Source organism: Metabacillus mesotrionivorans (genome assembly GCF_052171315.1).
GTDB lineage: Bacteria > Bacillota > Bacilli > Bacillales > Bacillaceae > Bacillus_P.
Genome location: NZ_JBQMFF010000001.1, coordinates 636,215 through 653,920 on the forward strand (window position 1 = coordinate 636,215; position 17,706 = coordinate 653,920).

Annotated in this window: 15 protein-coding genes and 1 riboswitch; of the genes, 8 read left to right on the plus strand and 7 right to left on the minus strand. The window is 44.2% G+C overall.

The window, feature by feature from the left end; all coding sequences use genetic code 11:
• The first annotated feature begins 10 nt into the window (after positions 1-10).
• A riboswitch (purine riboswitch) is annotated at positions 11-112 on the plus strand.
• 153 nt (positions 113-265) lie between these two features.
• Entirely contained in the window at positions 266-1,459 is a 1,194-nt protein-coding gene (locus ACTSEZ_RS03200) for a NupC/NupG family nucleoside CNT transporter (RefSeq protein ID WP_369732772.1), read from the plus strand.
• Between the two features lie 79 nt (positions 1,460-1,538).
• The gene (locus ACTSEZ_RS03205) at positions 1,539-1,901 is read left to right on the plus strand and encodes a cytochrome-c oxidase (protein ID WP_369732773.1); all 363 of its coding nucleotides are present in this window, start codon (positions 1,539-1,541) and stop codon (positions 1,899-1,901) included.
• A gap of 508 nt (positions 1,902-2,409) precedes the next feature.
• Here the strand turns inward: ACTSEZ_RS03205 and ACTSEZ_RS03210 are convergent.
• A complete protein-coding gene (locus ACTSEZ_RS03210; RefSeq protein ID WP_369732774.1) occupies positions 2,410-2,964 on the minus strand; it encodes a GNAT family N-acetyltransferase in 555 nt (184 codons plus the stop codon).
• Positions 2,965-3,287: 323 nt separating this feature from the next.
• On the opposite strand from ACTSEZ_RS03210, the gene ACTSEZ_RS03215 reads away from it, so the two are divergent.
• Positions 3,288-5,192 (plus strand): heavy metal translocating P-type ATPase, encoded by a 1,905-nt coding sequence (locus tag ACTSEZ_RS03215; protein WP_369732775.1) that lies wholly within the window; start codon positions 3,288-3,290, stop codon positions 5,190-5,192.
• A gap of 220 nt (positions 5,193-5,412) precedes the next feature.
• Here the strand turns inward: ACTSEZ_RS03215 and ACTSEZ_RS03220 are convergent, their stop codons facing one another.
• A complete protein-coding gene (locus ACTSEZ_RS03220) occupies positions 5,413-5,610 on the minus strand; it encodes a hypothetical protein (protein WP_051827047.1) in 198 nt (65 codons plus the stop codon).
• Between the two features lie 102 nt (positions 5,611-5,712).
• Positions 5,713-7,035: a short-chain fatty acid transporter gene (locus ACTSEZ_RS03225; RefSeq protein ID WP_369732776.1), complete on the minus strand. Its 1,323-nt coding sequence runs from the start codon at positions 7,033-7,035 to the stop codon at positions 5,713-5,715.
• Positions 7,036-7,286: 251 nt separating this feature from the next.
• Between ACTSEZ_RS03225 and ACTSEZ_RS03230 the strand changes: the two genes are divergently transcribed.
• Positions 7,287-9,431 (plus strand): GDYXXLXY domain-containing protein, encoded by a 2,145-nt coding sequence (locus tag ACTSEZ_RS03230; protein WP_369732777.1) that lies wholly within the window; start codon positions 7,287-7,289, stop codon positions 9,429-9,431.
• A 221-nt stretch (positions 9,432-9,652) separates the two neighbouring features.
• On the opposite strand, the gene ACTSEZ_RS03235 is transcribed toward ACTSEZ_RS03230, so the two are convergent.
• The 3 genes from ACTSEZ_RS03235 to ACTSEZ_RS03245 form a co-directional block, all read right to left on the minus strand.
• Positions 9,653-9,988, minus strand: a complete 336-nt coding sequence (locus tag ACTSEZ_RS03235; protein WP_029281687.1) for a DUF3243 domain-containing protein — start codon at positions 9,986-9,988, stop codon at positions 9,653-9,655.
• A 103-nt stretch (positions 9,989-10,091) separates the two neighbouring features.
• Positions 10,092-11,207 (minus strand): glycosyltransferase family 2 protein, encoded by a 1,116-nt coding sequence (locus ACTSEZ_RS03240; RefSeq protein ID WP_369732778.1) that lies wholly within the window; start codon positions 11,205-11,207, stop codon positions 10,092-10,094.
• A gap of 85 nt (positions 11,208-11,292) precedes the next feature.
• The gene (locus ACTSEZ_RS03245; protein ID WP_369732779.1) at positions 11,293-12,813 is read right to left on the minus strand and encodes a phytoene desaturase family protein; all 1,521 of its coding nucleotides are present in this window, start codon (positions 12,811-12,813) and stop codon (positions 11,293-11,295) included.
• Between the two features lie 167 nt (positions 12,814-12,980).
• Between ACTSEZ_RS03245 and ACTSEZ_RS03250 the strand changes: the two genes are divergently transcribed.
• The 4 genes from ACTSEZ_RS03250 (at position 12,981) to ACTSEZ_RS03265 (ending at position 16,636) form a co-directional block, all read left to right on the plus strand.
• A complete protein-coding gene (locus ACTSEZ_RS03250; protein ID WP_369732780.1) occupies positions 12,981-14,066 on the plus strand; it encodes a glycosyltransferase family 2 protein in 1,086 nt (361 codons plus the stop codon).
• The gene (locus ACTSEZ_RS03255; RefSeq protein WP_369732781.1) at positions 14,063-14,599 is read left to right on the plus strand and encodes a glycosyl-4,4'-diaponeurosporenoate acyltransferase CrtO family protein; all 537 of its coding nucleotides are present in this window, start codon (positions 14,063-14,065) and stop codon (positions 14,597-14,599) included. The genes ACTSEZ_RS03250 and ACTSEZ_RS03255 overlap by 4 nt, the downstream gene beginning before the upstream one ends.
• 36 nt (positions 14,600-14,635) lie before the next feature.
• Positions 14,636-15,739 carry a M24 family metallopeptidase gene (locus ACTSEZ_RS03260; RefSeq protein WP_369732782.1) on the plus strand — a complete coding sequence of 368 codons (1,104 nt, stop codon included), beginning with the start codon at positions 14,636-14,638 and terminating at the stop codon, positions 15,737-15,739.
• Between the two features lie 81 nt (positions 15,740-15,820).
• Positions 15,821-16,636 (plus strand): thermonuclease family protein, encoded by an 816-nt coding sequence (locus ACTSEZ_RS03265; RefSeq protein WP_369732783.1) that lies wholly within the window; start codon positions 15,821-15,823, stop codon positions 16,634-16,636.
• 37 nt (positions 16,637-16,673) lie between these two features.
• Here ACTSEZ_RS03265 and ACTSEZ_RS03270 read toward each other — a convergent pair whose 3' ends face one another.
• Positions 16,674-17,699: an EAL domain-containing protein gene (locus ACTSEZ_RS03270; RefSeq protein WP_369732784.1), complete on the minus strand. Its 1,026-nt coding sequence runs from the start codon at positions 17,697-17,699 to the stop codon at positions 16,674-16,676.
• Between the last annotated feature and the right edge of the window lie 7 nt (positions 17,700-17,706).

Here is a 17,706-nt window from a genome sequence, read left to right on the forward strand (position 1 = left end):
AAAATACAGAAATAACTTCATACGTTTTCCTTATATAATCATGGAGATATGGTCCATAAGTTTCTACCTGGCAGCCTTAAAGTGCCGGACTATAGGGAAAGTACGAACGGATCGTCCAGTTTCAGAGGCCATTGTTCAAGCTTTCTTTGTAGAGAGATGAACTGCGGTCTCTTTTTTTTCGGCAGTAAAGAGGTCAGACATCCGACCGCCAAAATGATTTACTAAGGAAAACGGCTGATGATTACGAAAAATGGGGGCATACAACTTGAGCATTTTATATGGAATACTATCACTTGCAGGCATTTTGTTTCTTGGCTGGCTCCTCAGCAGCAGCCGCAAAAGCATTAACTGGAAAACAATCGGCATCGGACTATTGCTTCAGACTGTTTTTATCCTGTTTGTCCTTAAAGTAGAAGCAGGGGCCTTTATCCTCGAAAAAACAGCTTTAGGCGTTCAGAAAATGATTGATTTCAGCTCTGAGGGAATTCAATTTGTATTCGGGGGATTCTACGGGGAAGAAACGAACATTACGTTTGTTTTTGCCATTAATGTTTTAGCGGTCATCATTTTTATTTCTGCACTGATATCGGCCCTTTATTATATGAGAATTATTCCTTTTGTCGTAAGAATCATCGGCCTTTCAATCGGCAGACTGCTTGGGACAACAAAGGTTGAGACGTTCAGCGCTGTCGGCAATTCATTTCTTGGCCTTGTCGAAGCACCGCTTCTTGTCCGTCCTTATTTGAAGGATCTGACCCGTTCGGAGCTGTTTGCAGTCATGGTAGGCGGAACCGCATCGGCCAGCGGAGCCATCCTTGTCGGTTATTCGTTGATGGGCATTGAGATGAAGTATTTGCTGATTTCGGTTTTCAGTGTTCCGTTTGTTTCCTTGATTACAGCAAAACTTCTTGAACCTGAGACAGAAGTTTCAAAAACAAATGACAATGTGATGATGGAAAAAACGAAGCATGCCAACGTGTTTGAGGCCATTGCAGAAGGTGCAGTGAGCGGGGTGTCGCTCGCACTTAATATCGGGGGACTGCTTATCGCTTTTATCAGTATTCTGGCCCTTGTCAACGGGGGACTTGGACTTCTTGGAACGGATCTGTCCGAAATTTTCGGGTACGTATTTTATCCGCTTGCCCTGATGATAGGCGTTCCGTTTGATGATGCCTTTAAAGCGGCTTCCATTATTGGAACAAAGCTGTCAGTCAATGAATTTGTTGCCTTCATGGATTTAAGCAAGTCGATGGATGAGCTTTCTCCTAAAACAACGGCCATTCTGTCAATTGCGCTATGCAACTTTGCCAATCTTTCCTCAATTGGACAGCTGATTGTCGGACTGGGCTCGCTCGAACCGTCAAAACGCCCGCTCGTTTCAAAGCTCGGATTCAAGGCAATTATCGGCGGGACCCTCGCAAGCTTCATTACAGCTGCGTTTGTGGGCATGTTCATGTAAAAAATGAATAGGACAATTTCTAAAGAGGAAAAAGACGCGTAAAGTTAGGGAGAAGAAATTCCAGGCGGGAGGTTTTAATATGGGAATCAGAACCATTAAAATTTCAGCGCTGTACCTGGCTGCCGGGCTGTTCCTCGGTTTGTACATGTCTATGGCCCATGACTATGTGCTTGCGCCGGTTCATGCACACGTGAATCTTCTCGGTTGGACGACTCTGACCATTGCGGGTATTCTGTATTATTTATTTCCTGAGCTGACGGATCATTTTCTGGCAAAAGCACATTTTTGGCTGCATAACATCGGCCTGCCTTGTATGATGATTGGCCTTGTGTTTGCTGTATCAGGAAACAGAAGCCTTCTTTTCCTGACCATTTCCGGCTCCTTTGCAGTTGTCGCGGGTTTGTTATTCTTTGTATGGAATGTGCTGGTCAATTTAAAGTAGCATGGAAAAAGACTCGGACAAAACATAGAACATGTTGAAATCTGTGAAACAAAAAGGCGTGTATCTTATGCTGTTTGAAAACCGGTTGGAAATTATACCGTATGATAACGCATCTATCTTATGCTATTTTTATAACGGCCGATGATTATACCCTACAAAGCAGGCCAATCGTACGCTATTGAGATCTGGTATCAGATTATAAAATCATCTTGCATAAATAAACACAAATGAAATCAAAAAAGGATGAATTTGACTAGTCTATAATCAAATTCACCCTTTTTTTTTCTGTCCCAGCCACTTTTAGTGTTCAGCTTTTGTATGTGAATTCCTGAAGCTTGCCTGATCCGCTGCATGAACGGCATGTCCGGGATAAGGGAAGAACGGAATTTATCTTCACCTTGCCTGACCCGCTGCAGCTTCTGCAAATAACAACTAATGCCATCAAGCGTTCACCTCGCCAAGAAAATAGATAGAAACCACTATCTATTTTGGGACTCATGAAGAGGGATTATACATTTTTTAATGAAAAAGACAGCCATTCTTCCCGCAGCATGCCCATCTTAATGGCATCATAATAAACGCCATTGTAAAATCGGCACTTTCTGATCCTGCCTTCTTCCCGCATGCCTGTTTTTTCTGCAACCCTGATCATCCTTGTATTGCCCGACCAGGTGGATAAGCCGATCCTGATGAGCTTGTATTTTTCAAATAAATGCCGGATCCAGAGCTTTAAGGCCTCTGTGCCTGCTCCCTTGTGCCAGTTGGACGGCTCGTAAATGACAATCCCCACCTCAAGCCAGTTAGAAGGCTGGTGCTCCCAGTAGTATGTCACCATTCCAATAAGGCGTCCGTTTGCTTCAATATACATTTTATTTGAATACAAATCTTTTGCTTCTCTTTTTTTCTCCTTTTCAAAATCTCTTCTTGTCATAAAGCCGACAGGGAAATAGGGAGCATCCCATTTCTTCCACTCCGGATCTTTTTCACCGTATATAAACTCCCATAATATAGGGATATCATCATGGTTCAGCCTTCTGAGAAGGACATTTTCCCCTTGAATCATACAATTATCCCACCTCCTTACTTCCTTTTTTCTCCATGTTTTAATGGAATCCTTTTCCAAAGTGGATTTTTTTTTAAAAAAAGGCCGGTTACCGGAACAATTTGTATGAATGGACTTTCGGTGGAAACACAACCTAAATGATAATTATTATTAAAAAGAAATTATAATAATTTTTAGTTGAGTTTCGGTGACATTTTGTTATAATAAAACATACACTAGTTGAAATCTTTATTTATTGGCGGATACTGCTGCTCAGAGGGCAGCATTTGTGTTTTATACAAGAGAATGATGATGATTATGATTCTCAATTAAGGAGGCTTACAATGAGCTTAAATGAAAATGCGCTCGCACATGGCGGGAAATCAATGATTGATAGAATAAAAGAATACGGCGAACTTATAGCAGCACTTCTATCGGGATTGCTGATCCTTTGTGGATGGCTTCTGCAGACACAGCAGGGAGATACCCCTTTTACGGCTGCCCTGTTCATATCGGCATTCATTATAGGAGGATATGCTAAAGCCAAAGAAGGCATTGAAGAAACGATTGAAGACCGCAAGCTTAATGTTGAACTCCTCATGGTGTTTGCAGCAATCGGTTCAGCCGTTATCGGCTATTGGGTAGAGGGAGCGATTTTAATTTTCATCTTCGCGCTGAGCGGTGCTCTCGAAACGTTTACAATGAATAAAAGTGAAAGAGAGCTATCTGCCCTCATGGAGCTTCAGCCTGAAGAAGCGTCACTGCTGAAAGACGGCAGAGAAATAAGAGTTCATGTATCAGAACTCAAAGTGGGAAACAGAATTGTTGTAAGACCCGGTGAGCGGATAGCAACAGACGGGGAAGTGGTCTCAGGAACAACAAGCATCGATCAGGCAGCGATAACTGGAGAATCCATTCCTGTCGAGAAAAAGACGGAGGATACCGTCTATGCAGGGACCGTGAACTTGAGCGGTTCCATCACAGTTGCTGTTACAAAAAACAGCGATGAAACGCTTTTTAAGAAAATTATTGAGCTTGTGCAATCCGCACAGTCTGAAAAGTCACCATCCCAGCTTTTTATTGAACGATTTGAAGGAACGTATGTAAAAGGGGTTCTAGCAGCAGTTGCCCTCATGATGTTTGTGCCCCACTACCTGCTTGACTGGAGCTTCAGCGAAAGCTTTTACCGCGCCATGGTCCTGATGGTTGTTGCGTCCCCGTGTGCACTTGTTGCATCCATTACACCGGCAACGCTGTCTGCCATTTCCAATGGAGCCAGAAACGGACTTCTCTTCAAAGGAGGCGTTCACTTAGAGCGCCTGAGCAAACTGAAGGTCATCGCTTTTGATAAGACAGGGACTTTGACGAAGGGAGAACCGCAAGTAACAGATGTGCTGATCCTTGAAGAGCTGAATGAGGCAGATGTTCTGTCTGCCGCAGCTTCTATTGAAAAGCAGTCAAATCATCCCCTGGCAAAAGCGATTGTCAAGCATGTTGAAAAAGAATATCCTCATGTGGTGACTGGAATGGCCGAAGTTCAGGAGCAATCCGGCTTTGGTGTGAGCGCTGTATGGAAAGGTGATAAATGGAGTATTGGAAAGCCAGATCAGAATGAACCGCAAAATCAGCTGACTGAATTCGGACTGAAAAAGGCACAAGAAGGGAAAACAGTCGTTTATGTAAAAAAAGAGCAGACTCTTGCAGCCGTTCTTTGTCTTCAGGATGGCTTAAGACATGACGCTGTATCGGCTATACGGGAACTGAAAGAAGCAGGAATCCATACGGTTATGCTTACAGGAGATAATGAATCTACGGCAAAATCAATTGCTGAAGCTGCAAATGTGGATCAGTATGTGGCAGAATGTCTGCCTGATGATAAGGTGAACGAAGTGAAAAACCTCGGAAAAACATACGGACAGACCGCCATGATCGGCGACGGCATTAATGATGCCCCTGCTCTTGCCGCTGCCAATGTCGGCATTGCAATGGGAGAAGGAACGGATGTGGCTCTTGAAACAGCAGATGTTGTTCTGATGAAAAATGACCTGACAAAGCTGAAAAAAGCGATTGAGCTTTCAAAAAAAATGGACCGTATCGTAAAGCAGAACATTGTCTTCTCCATGTCTGTCATCGCCCTGCTTATTTGTTCAAACTTCCTTCAAATCCTTGATTTGCCCCTTGGCGTCATAGGACATGAAGGCAGCACGATCCTGGTTATATTAAATGGACTTCGCCTTTTGAAGGCATGAAAAAACGGACGAAATGCTTTCGTCCGTTTTTTTGTCGTTCAGAAAATCATAAAGAATAAAAGACTGTGGATAACATAACAAAGTTATCATCGGCAAGCGGAAGCGCCTAGATCCTCTGTCAGAATAAATCCGTCAAAAAAGGCGGGAACCGGACTTTTCCGCCGGATTCATATTTGCCTATCGGAGCGGGTCTTGGCGCTTGCGCTTTTGTTCCGACCAACTACTGTTCTCCGGCCGGTTCTTCATCCGGCCGTCTGCTTACAATGACGTAAGCGGATGAAATGCAGATAAAGCCAAGAATCCAGCCAATGAGCGAGCTGTAATAAAACCAATCTGTTAATTGAATAAAGATAAATGGCGAAGCAAAACCGGCAAGGCATAAAAGTAGGACTATTCTGCGTTTCATCCATTTCAGCAATGCGAACATCTCCTTAACTGGGTAAGAACAGACTCCACCATTCATTATACATAAAATCATATGCTGTGAAAAATGTGTATCGCCATTTGAACGGTCGAAACCTTATAGAAAGAAAAATCCGAGTGAAATGATGACACCGCTGATAAGGAGCACAAAAACACAGTAGCCCATGATGTCTTTTGCTTTTAAACCTGCTATGGCAAGGGCGGGAAGCGCCCAGAACGGCTGAATCATATTCGTCCATGCATCACCCCAGGCAACGGCCATCGCCGTCTTCGGCATGGATACATCGAGTGCTTTGGCAGCTTCAATCATAACGGGTGCCTGAACCGCCCATTGTCCGCCGCCTGATGGGACAAAGATATTGACAAGTCCGGCGCTCCAGAAGGCAAGGACCGGGAATGTCTGCTGATTTGAAATGGAAACGAAGCCTTCTGAAATGACCGCAGCGAGTCCGGATGTGACCATCATCCCCATTATGCCTGCATAAAACGGAAACTGAATGATAATTCCCGAAGTACCCTTAATGGCTTCTGCCACAGCATTCAGGAAATTCCTCGGAGTGCCGTGGAACAAGATGCCCAAAAATAAAAACATGAAATTTACTACATCCAGGTTCAGCAGAAATCCATTCTTCATAAAATAAGAAATAAGGTAGATCAGGCCCATTATTCCAATGACCATTGAGATGATTTTGCTGTTTTCAGCCTTTTCAGCCGGAGTGTGAGACGCAAACTCAAGCGAAGCAGCTTCAGAGCCTGTCTCATTCAAAAGAGCAGGATCAATTGATATGGTCTCCTCTTTAACCGGCATCATCATTCTGTTAACAAGCGGAAGCGCGATAAACAACACTGCCACAATGATTAGGTTGAATGGGGCAAAAATGGTTTCGGATGTCGGAATCAGCCCAATCAGATCCTGTGCAAAATGGCCTTCTGTTGCAATCGTCAGCGGAACTGAACCTGATATTCCCCCATGCCAAATAACAAATCCGCTGTATGCACTCGCTATCAGCAGACGATAGTCAACATTTGTTACTTTTTTCGCAAGTTCCTTTGCAAAAAGCGCTCCGATGACAAGTCCGAAACCCCAGTTGATAAAGCTTGCGATCATAGAGACCGTCGTTACATAAACGATCGCCTGACCGGGTGTTTTTGCAGCGGAAGCCATTGCGCTGAGCCCCTTTTTAAAAAGCGGGCTGCTTGCAAGTACATGTCCTGTTACAAGAACGAGTACCATCTGCATCGCAAAACTGAGCAGGCCCCAAAATCCGCCTCCCCAGAATTCCACCATTTGAAGAGGAGTGGACGGCGTAAAGGTAATGCCAAGGGCGAAAACGGCAAGAGTTAGAATAATGACGAATAAATACGGGTCGGGCAAGTAACGTTGCATAAGCCTGTTCGACAGCGAAATGACTGCTTTCATTCTCATCCCTCCATTTTTTGTACTTGTGTGCTCTAAAATGTATTCGCTTTCAATGGAAAATCTCCTTTTTTACACCAGACTCTATGATGAGGTTCTAAAATAATGATTATCCAGTAATAGACCATGTGAACTGACTCGAAATCAGTAATCAAATGTCATATTTACACAATATAGAAAAAAGTGTAATATTACACTATCAACGCGAAATTCCCGTAATATTTGAGAACGTGTAAAAGGAAGGGGCATGAAAGATGAACAGACTTATCCCGCTTGGCTATGCAGCATCAATTGTTTTTATTCTCTCGGGCATTATCTTTTTCTTTGCGTCGAATTGGGGAGGGTTTGAACGAACTGAAAAGACCGCCCTTGCAGCAGGTATTATGATTTTATTTTATGGAGCGAGCTTTCTTTTTGGAAAATGGATGAAAAGATCGGAATTGACCAGATGGCTGCTGGTTGGCGGAGCGGTGTCCTTTGGAGCTGCCGTTGCTTTGATCGGGCAGATTTACAATTCACATGCAGACAGTTATCTCCTGTTTGTCATATGGCTGATTCCATCCCTGCTGCTTGCTGTTATTACCAGCTATCAGCCTTTTGCTATATTATCCTACGTGCTGTTTATGCTTTCGTACTGGTTTTATCTCTATCCGTCAAGCATCTTTCTTTACCGGACGGAATACGAGCAGCTCCTTATCTATCTTGGAATCGTGCTGTTAAACGGAGTGGTCTTCTTTCTTGCGAGGTCACTGGGGCTGAAGGTGCTTGAATATTGTGCGTTTGCTGTCGTTCACCTCTTTTTGATCATCATGTCGTTTTACTATGTGTTTGAAACCTACAGCCTCTGGATGAATGGCCTGTTCCTTGCCGTTCTTCTGTTCAGCTATTTTTCATTCATGAAAAAAGCGGGAAATCAGGCCCTGACGTTTATTGGCTTCACGATGGCGGGCATCTATGTTCTATCAAAATATATTGAGATGAGCATACGTCTGTCAGACCAGCTTGGAGGACTCAGTTTTTACTTTTTCTCCATCCTTCTGGCTCTTATCTTTTTGGGTGCCGGAATTTTTGCAGCAGTCAAAGCATCTAAACAGGCATCAAGTGATTCGGCAGCGTTTAAAGTGTCTAAAAATATTCTGATTGTGATTATCACGTTCACATCTTCCATTTTGCTGTCATCAAGCTTGGCCGGCCTGCTTTATCTGATATTTGAGTCCTCATATGCTTTGGCAATCGTGAGTATGGTGTTTCTGATTTTGGCTGCAGTGCTGAAAACAGTAAATCCTGCAGCAAGGTATACGCTTTTCATTACAGGATTTTTATCAGCTCTTGGGGTCATCACCATCATGGATACAGCGGCTGTTTATCTTTTTCTAATAGCGGGAGCAGTCATCCTCCTGATTGAAAGAGAAGGTTTCCTTCAATTTCTCTCTTATTCATTCGTGCTCGCTTTATTGCTTAACTTGTTTTCTGTGCATTTTGAGTGGACTGATCATTTCAGAGTGATTCTTGCAGCCATGTCACTCTTCCAATTTGCCCTTTTGCTGGTTCCGTTCAAGCCTCTGCGAAAGCTTGACAGTGTGTTTCTGGCATATGGATTTCTGCTGTTGTATCCTGCAGCGTTCTGGGGTACGGACTGGCGGGAAACACTTGTCTATCAGATCTTGTATTTTGGACTGAATCTTGCAGCACTGGTCATTTATCAGCAAAAGGAGGAAGTGTTTAAGAGAAATGCAGCCTGGGTGTTTTTTATTCTGTTTTTAACAGGCTTATATTATGACTTTGCCTGGAAGCTGCTGCATAAATCGGTCACGTTCCTGATTATTGGCGTGGTGCTGTTTGCAGCTGCCCGTTACTTTGACCGGGAGAATAGAGCAGGGGAATCTGCCTTTTCAAAAAAGAGATGGGCGATGATTGCAGCTGTTGTTCTTCTGCAGCTGGGATTCACGGGTTATCAGTCTATTGCCAATGAAACTGCCTTAAAAGAAGGAACGTCTGTCATTCTTCAGCTTGAACCGCTGGATCCGAGATCTGTGCTGCAGGGAGATTATGTGCAGCTTCGATATGAAGCCGGCCGTTTTGAAGGAGATGAAACCATCAAAAGCGGCACGGTTGTCACTGTTAAAGTGAAGAAGGACAGTAGCGGGGTTTACAGACCGGTGGGAGAGCCTGTCATTGGAAGGGCGGCCGACATGGGAGAGCCTGAACAGGACACCGTCTATCTCACAGGGAAATACAATGGCTATGACAGTGTGCATTTCGGCATTGAATCGTTTTTTGTGGAAGAAGGTACCGGGCTTGAGCTTGAACGCTCGGCGAAGTATGCAAAAGTCATTGTATCTCGCGCAGGAAATGCTTTATTGACGGATGTTAAAAAGGATCTTACTTCATTAAAATAGAAACATCCATCCAGGCTGCCTGGATGGATGTTTTCTGTTTCTCATTAAGGAAATTATAAAGAGTAAAAGGTTGAGGATAATAGTACAAAGTTATCCTCGGCAAGCGGAAGCGCCTAGATCCTCTGTCAGAACAAATCTGTCAAAAAAGTCAAGCCCGGACTTTTCTGACAGATTCTTATCTGCCTATCGGATCTGACCAAGGCGCTTCCGCTTTTGAGATGTTAATTCGTTTCGTTGGCCAGTTTCACAAGCATGTGTGCAAGGTAATGTCTTTCTTCATCATTTCCGACTTTCCAAAGCTGATGGAGAAGATATTCTTCGCTGTTTTTAGGTTCTACGTTATTGGCAAGGTAACCGGCTACTTTTTCAGCGCCTTTGGCCAGCATCTCATCACTCAGTCCGAGGCGTTTCCCGGCTTCAACTTTATCCCCTAAGTACGATTTAAACTCTTCAAAGTCTCTCAGGATCGCGTCCATTTTTTCATTGTTCATAGAATCCAGCTTGTTCTCAATCTTTTCAGTTTGAATTGACTCGTCTTTTACTTGATGGTTTGACATGTTTCTTGCACCTCCTGGTTAAGTTACTTGTTACATTCCCTGATCTCAGAGAGGTAAACCTTGGGAATGTGCAAAAGTGCGGAAGATTTCTTTTTATGTAGGATTAATCATAGGTTCTTCCTTTCCAGGTATAGCCGGTTTTTTTAATAGAAGCAAACATGGACGCATAAAGGAGCAGCAGGAAGGCTGCTGCCGAAAACGGAATGGCAGGGGACAAAGCCAGTGTCTGCCTGCTGCGCAAGTCGATGTATGCTTTTTGGAGTACGATAAGCAGGTAAGGGACAAAAAGATGCAGGTTCATTTTCCCCTGAATCAGTTCTGTGATTCCATAGAGTGCTAGAAAAAAAGGAAACAGGTAGACTGCTCCGTAAAACAGCGAAAAGAGTATGACAATCACAATCGATCGCCCAAACCCCGGAAAAATGTTTTTTTTGAATCCTTCCCAAACAGCTTTATTGCTGTCATACATATAACAGGTGACATATTCCGTGACATTCGCAAGTACTGCGCGATATCCGTTTTGTTTCGTGATTTTTGCAAGAGCCACATCATCTACTATGGCGTCTTTAACCGCCTGATGTCCTCCGAACTTGAGGTATGCGTTTTTTTCAAACATGATAAAGGCTCCGTGTGCAGCGGATGCAGCTGCCATAGACGTGTGATTGGCAAGGTAAAGCGGAAGATGAAAATAGATTAAGAGATGCTGCATGGGCACAAGCCATTTTTCGAGAATCGTTTTGACCGGAAAGCGGGGAAAACCGGAAAGCATGGATGCTTTTTTTTGTTTCATTAAGGCGAGTGAACTTTCAATCGTATGTTTATGAACGCGTACATCTGCATCAAGAAATAAATAATAGTCCCCTGATGCCATTTTGCTCAGCTGATGACAGGCAAATACTTTGCCTGCCCATCCATCAGGCAGGTCTGAACCTGTCACAATCCTAAACCGGCTGTCATTCTTGGCTGCATCCGACAATATTTCTTTTGTCCTGTCAGTCGACTGATCATCGAGCATGATGATTTCAAGGTTTGGATAGGACAGGTTCTTAAGGGATGCGGCGAGATCTTCTGCATTTTTTTCCTCATTGCGGAGGGGGATTAAGATTGAGACTAAAGGTGTGGCTCCGGTCGACCCTTTTTTTAAAGACGGCATGAAAAGAGAATTAAGTATGGTCCAGGCGAGAAGACAGGCAAGGAAAATCTCAAACATAAGAAGCATGGAAACACATCCTTTTATACATATATACAATAAGGGCAAAAGGCAAAAGAAGGATGAAGCTCAGTGCTTATCCTTCTTTGCATCTTCAGGAAATTTCTTTGTCTTGATTGATTTGAGGCTTTTTGCTTTCGTGTTCTGCTATCAGGTCTGCGGTCAGCTGTCCGGAAAGGGTGACCATCGGCACTCCGCCGCCCGGATGGGTGGAACCTCCGACAAAATACAGATTTTCAAGCAGCGTGCTTTTGCTCGGAATTTTAAACCCTCCGTTTTTCTTCCGGTCTGTAGCGACTCCGTAAATCGAGCCGCCGTTTGCGCCGTATAAACTTTGAAGATCGTTTGGCGTAAAGGTATATTCAAATTCAATGTGCTCTCTTAACCCTGTCATCCCCATGCGTTCCAGCTTATCAAGGATTTGTGCCCTGTACGTTTCTTTTCTGAATTCAAAGTTTTCTCCTTCTTTCAAAGGAGGCACATGAGTAAGGACAAACAAGTTTTCTTTTCCGGCTGGAGCCTGAGTCGGATCAGATTTTGACGAGATGCCGACATAAACTGTCGGGTCATCTGCAAGCTTGCCTTCATTAAAAATCTGATGAAATTCTTTTTCCGGATCTTCCGAGAAAAAGAAATTATGATGGGCCAGATTTTCGTACATCCGGTCTACTCCAAGAAGCATGACTAGGCCTGATACGGTAGGCTCATATTTTTGGAGATCTGACGCCTTCTGGCTGCTGCCGGCTTTGTCTTTAAGAAGCGTATTGTAGGCAGGAATGGCTTCAAGATTGGATACGACAATGTCGGCATGAAGGAATCTGCCATCTGAAAGTTCGACGCCGGCTGCTCTTGAGCCATCAGTGACAATCCGCTCTGCCTTGGTATTCAGCAGAATATCAGCACCGAGTTCATGCAGCAGCTTGTTCATGGCCAGCGCAATGTTGTACATGCCGCCTTCGACGTAATAGACGCCAAGCCCGAGCTGGACATGAGTCAGCTGCGAAAGAACGGCAGGGGCATGGTAAGGCGAAGAGCCTATGTACATAATCAGAAAATTAAACAGCTGTCTGATTTTCTTGTTTTTAAAATGTTTGCGTGTGACGCCGTCCATTGATTTCAGCGGTTCCATCATCAGCAGTTCTTTTACGCTGTGCAGAGAGCGGAGGTCATTCAGGCCGGATAAGCTTTTGCTGTAAAAGCTCTTCATGCTGTATTCATACATTTTACTGCAATACTGCAGGTAATCAAAGAATTCGTTTGCATCTTCTTCTGAAACTTTTTTCAGTTCCTCAAGCATCACCGGCAAATCGCTTGTTAAATCAATCGTTGTCCCGTCTTCATAGAATGTTCTCCAGCCCGGCTCAATCCTTTTAATTGTCAGGTAATCTGATAGATTCCGCCCGGCGCTTTTGAATAATTTTTCAAGCACCCAGGGCATTGTTAAAATAGACGGGCCTGTATCAAAGGTATAGCCGAGTCCGCCGCGCATATTCAGTTTGCCGCCGACACGCTCTCCTTTCTCCACCACTGTGACATGATAGCCGTCTGAACGGAGCCTGATTGCCGCTGACAGCCCGCCAAGCCCGCCGCCGATAATCACTGCTTTCTTATTCATCGAAAACCCTCCTTATGAAATTCTTCTAATTTGACTAAACTAATGACCAGTCTTTACAGACATCCATTCTGCCCTGAAAAGCTCGTTTTAAACCAGTTTGACAGGAGAATGGGCAGCTGTCCGCATGTAGGCGGGACAGATCATTCCATTATGAAAGTGTGATGTGCATGTTTACGATGACAGCCGGTATAGCTGCCGGCCTTTACCTTCTATATAGAATTCATACTCTTGAGAAGCAAAAAGGAGATAAAGATTCTCTAAGCAGGCTTTCTATTATAATTCCTGCAAGAAATGAAGAACAGAATATCGCCAGACTGCTGCATTCACTGAAAGGCCAATATCCGGCCGAAATACTTGTTGTGGATGATGGTTCAGAAGACAAAACAGCAGAAATTGCGTCTGCATGCGGAGCAGAAGTCATGCATGCGGAGGAACCTCCGGAAGGATGGCTCGGAAAATCATGGGCATGCTTTTCGGGGGCAAAGAAAGCTAAAGGAGAGTGGCTCATGTTCCTTGATGCAGATACTTTTTTTGAGGAGTTCGGCGCGGGAAAAACGGCCGCTGCATTTCTTGATCAGGGAGCTTCGGGAATTCTGTCCGTTCATCCGTATCACAGCATTCATAAGCCATACGAATCACTTTCTGCTTTTTTCCACTTGGCAGCTTTTTCTGCTATGGGTGCTTTTCGTTTTCTTCAGAGAAAGGGTGTTTCATACGGTGCGTTTGGACAGTGCATGATCTGTACAAAACAAGATTATTTTAAATGGGGCGGCCACGGCATCATTAAAGACAAGGTCGCTGAAAATATGGAATTTGCCGTCCGTATAAGCCGGACAGGAGAACCTGTCCGCTGCATGAGCGGAAAAGGCGCTCTTTCTATGAGAATGTATCCGGACGGGCCCGCATCTCTTATTGCGGGCTTTTCAAAAACATTTGCAAGCGGAGCGAAGGCAACGGATTGGAAGGTTCTGCTTCCATTTGTGCTCTGGGTGGCCGGATGTTTATCCTTTTTGACTGAGTTCCCTATGGGTGAGTGGCTGGAGGTGTATACTCTTCTTTATGCTGCCGCTGTTCTGCATATTTGGATAACGGTGAGAAAAATTGGCTCTTTCGGCATTACCACCGCTCTGTTCTTTCCTTTTCATGCAGGTTTTTTCATGATTGTTTTCATCACTTCATTTTGGCGGACCTTCATCAGCAAATCAGCATCCTGGAAAGGGAGAAAAATTATTGTAAAGGAGGATGCTAAGTGAGCTTGCTTACAGGTGCAGAGTCACTATTCGTGAATATAGCAGCATGGGTGGGCATCCACCTTTCTGTTTCTTTGCTGACAAGCAAAATGGACAGCCGCCAGGTTTGCCGGTTTAACTGGATGTGGAATGAAAAAACCGTTGAGAAAAGCGGCAGACTTTATGAACGGCTGATGATTAAAAAATGGAAAGACAGAATGCCTGAAGCAGGAGGTTTGTTTCCGGGCGGTTTTTCAAAAAAACACCTGCATGCGGCAAAAGACATGGAACGCTTCGTCCTTGAAACAAAAAGGGGAGAGCTGTCCCACTGGATGCAGCTTATTGTCTTTGTGCTGTTTTTTATTTGGAACACTCCTGCTGCAGGTCTTATCAATGGACTGTATGCTGCCTGCTTCAATTTGCCGTTTATCATGATTCAGCGGTACAACAGGATCCGTCTGAACCGGGCTTTATCTAAAAGAAAGACGAAAAAAGTTCATACTCCGGAAGCGAAAGTCAAACCGCCTTCTTTAAGTTCTGATAAAATTGGCTTATGATAGAGAAGAGATATTTAGATGAAGGAGAGAGTGCGGATGAAGAAAGAAAGACTCCAAAAACTCGGCGATTGGCTTAACGAGCAGAACACAGATGCTGCGTTTATATCGTCAACAGAAAATATTTTTTACTTGACAAATTTTTACACTGATCCTCATGAGCGGTTAATGGGGTTATTTGTATTTAAAGAGGCCGAACCGTTTTTCATTTGTCCCGGCATGGAAGTCTCCCAGGCGAGAGACGCAGGTTTTGAAGGTGAAATCATCGGATATGCCGATCATGAAAATCCATGGGAAAAAGTAAAAACGGCCATACAAAAAAGAGGCCGGCAGAACATGAAGCAGGCAGCCGTTGAAAAAGAGCTGCTTCCTTTTTCCAGAGCAGAAGAAATTCAGAAGATTCTTCCGGATGCAGCCTTAGTATCAGCTGAAGAGATTATGAATGAGCTTCGTCTTGTAAAGGATGAAACGGAGCTTGCCATTTTGAAGCAGGCAGCAGAACTTGCCGACTACGGTGTTGAAGTCGGTGTTCAGTCCTTAAAAGAAGGCGTTTCTGAAATGGACGTTCTTGCTAAAATCGAATATGAACTAAAGCGGAAAGGAATCCGCGAAATGTCCTTTTCAACGATGGTTCTCTTCGGGAAAAAATCAGGCCAGCCTCATGGAAATCCTGGACTTGCCCCTTTAAAAGACGGAGATTTTGTGCTGTTTGATATGGGGGTTGTTCTTGATGGGTACTGCTCGGATATTACAAGGACACTAGCTTACAAATCTGTCAGCAGCGAGCAGAGAAACATTTATCAGACTGTTCTTGACGCCCAGCTGCAGGCGCTTGATGCAAGCAGACCCGGCACCAGAATCGGAGATCTCGACCAGATTGCACGTGATGTGATTACAAATGCCGGCTACGGCGAGTATTTCCCTCACCGTCTTGGCCACGGGCTTGGCATCAGCGTTCATGAGTACCCGTCTATTAGCCATACAAATAACGGCGTGCTTAAAGAGGGGATGGTCTATACGATCGAACCGGGCATCTATGTTCCTGAAATCGGCGGAGTCCGCATAGAAGATGATGTCTGCATTACAAAAGAAGGCCATGAAACCCTGACAAAATTCCCAAAAGACCTGCAAATTATTTCGTAAGAGCCATAAACCGCACTGCATGTGCGGTTTATTTATGCCGTTTGAAGGATCGGCTCAATTTTACAAAAGGGGAAGAACGAAATGAAAAAATGGATTGCACTCCTGCTCGGAGCCATGCTCTCAGCAGGCTGCTCGGATGAGGCGGCAGAGCAGCCCAAAACCGGACAGCCTGCTGTTATGCAGGATGAAAAAGAAGAAATAACAGAAGACGCCGCTGCACCTGAAGTACAGGAAGAAAAAAAGCAGGATGCACAAGAAAGCAGTTCTGAAGCGTTTATCGAAGCCGAAGTTTTAAAAGTGATTGACGGAGACACGGTAAAAGTAACGGCAGAAGGAAGAGAAGAAACGCTTCGTCTCCTGCTGGTTGACACACCTGAAACCGTTCATCCGAACAAACCGGTTCAGCCGTTTGGCCCTGAAGCCAGCCGCTTTGCCAAAGACACGCTCTCAGGAAAAAAAGTTAAGCTTGAACTTGATGTTGGCGAGAGAGACAAATACGGCCGTCTCCTTGTTTATCTCCATGTAGACGGAAAGATGTTTAATGAAATGCTGATTGAAAAAGGCCTGGCAAGAGTGGGATATGTGTATGCTCCGAACACAAAACATGTAGACCGGTTTTATGAGCTGCAAAAGCAGGCTCAACAAAGCGAAATCGGAATATGGAGCATTGAGAACTATGCCGCTGAAGACGAGGGGTTCAGGGAAATCCAAGAAAAAGAGGAAGTTCCTGCAGAAAGCAAGAACGAGTCATGCGATATTAAAGGGAACATTTCTTCCTCAGGAGAGAAAATCTATCATCTGCCGGACGGACAGTATTATGACGTGACGGATGAAGAGGAGCTGTTCTGTTCTGAAAAAGAAGCCGTTCAGGCAGGATACAGAGCGTCAAAAAGGTAAGCAGCGGGAGGTGATTCCGCTGCTTTTTTCAGTTTTCTCATCCGGCTAATATCATTGGAATAACCGGTTTTGCACTTGGCTTGCCTATAAGGTAGCCCTGTATAAAATCAATCCCTTTCTCTCTAAGAAAAGCAAACTCTTCTTCCGTTTCAACACCTTCGCCAAGCACCTGAATGCCGAGCTTTTTGCCGATGGCTATAACGTTTGAAACGAAAGCCTGTTTTTCTGTATCGCTGTGGCAGTTCGAAATATAATGTCTGTCAATTTTTACATAGTCAGGCTGCAGCTCATGAAGCATATCAAGGGTGGCATATCCTGCCCCTAAATCATCGAGAGCCACCTTCATTCCATTCTCCCTGTAAACGTTAAGCACTTTTTTTAAATGAACGACATCTTCTATTTTTTCCGTTTCAACGACTTCAAAGACTAGATCCTGCGGTGAAACCCCGTATTTCTTTACGATATCAAAGGTATGCTTCAGACAATACTCCGGATTATAAATGGTGGAAGGCAGAAAGTTAATAAAGCTTTTAATTCCTGCAGGAATATGAGTTGCCTTAGCTTTAATCGCCGCTTCCCTTGCCTTTTTATCAAGGACTGACTGCATATTCGTTTCGACGGCTGTTTGAAAGAGCCGGTATGGAGAGATTTCCTGATTCATCGCACGGAGCAATGATTCATATCCGTAAAGGCTGCCGCTTTGTGCATGGATGATAGGCTGGAGATGGCTGACAAATGTTCCGTTTTGTATAAGATGGACAGTCTCCTCATTCATAATGTGGGCACAGACTAACTGGAGATCATGGAAAGATGTCTTTTCTTCAGCCATGCCTGGATGAATGGCTGCAACCCATGGTTTGTCTGCAAAAAAAGAAGCTAAAGGCAGGATTTTCTCTTTGAGTTCATCTTTAGTTGAATAGGCAAGCTCGAATCTTCCGTCACCTTTGATCGTAAAACCGGAGGATTCCAGGAAGCTCGTATAGACTGAGTCTGTATTTTTGATAGTTAAGAAACCAGCCGGGCTGATTGGAAAAGACTGATAACAAAACGAACACGCATGCATGAACAAA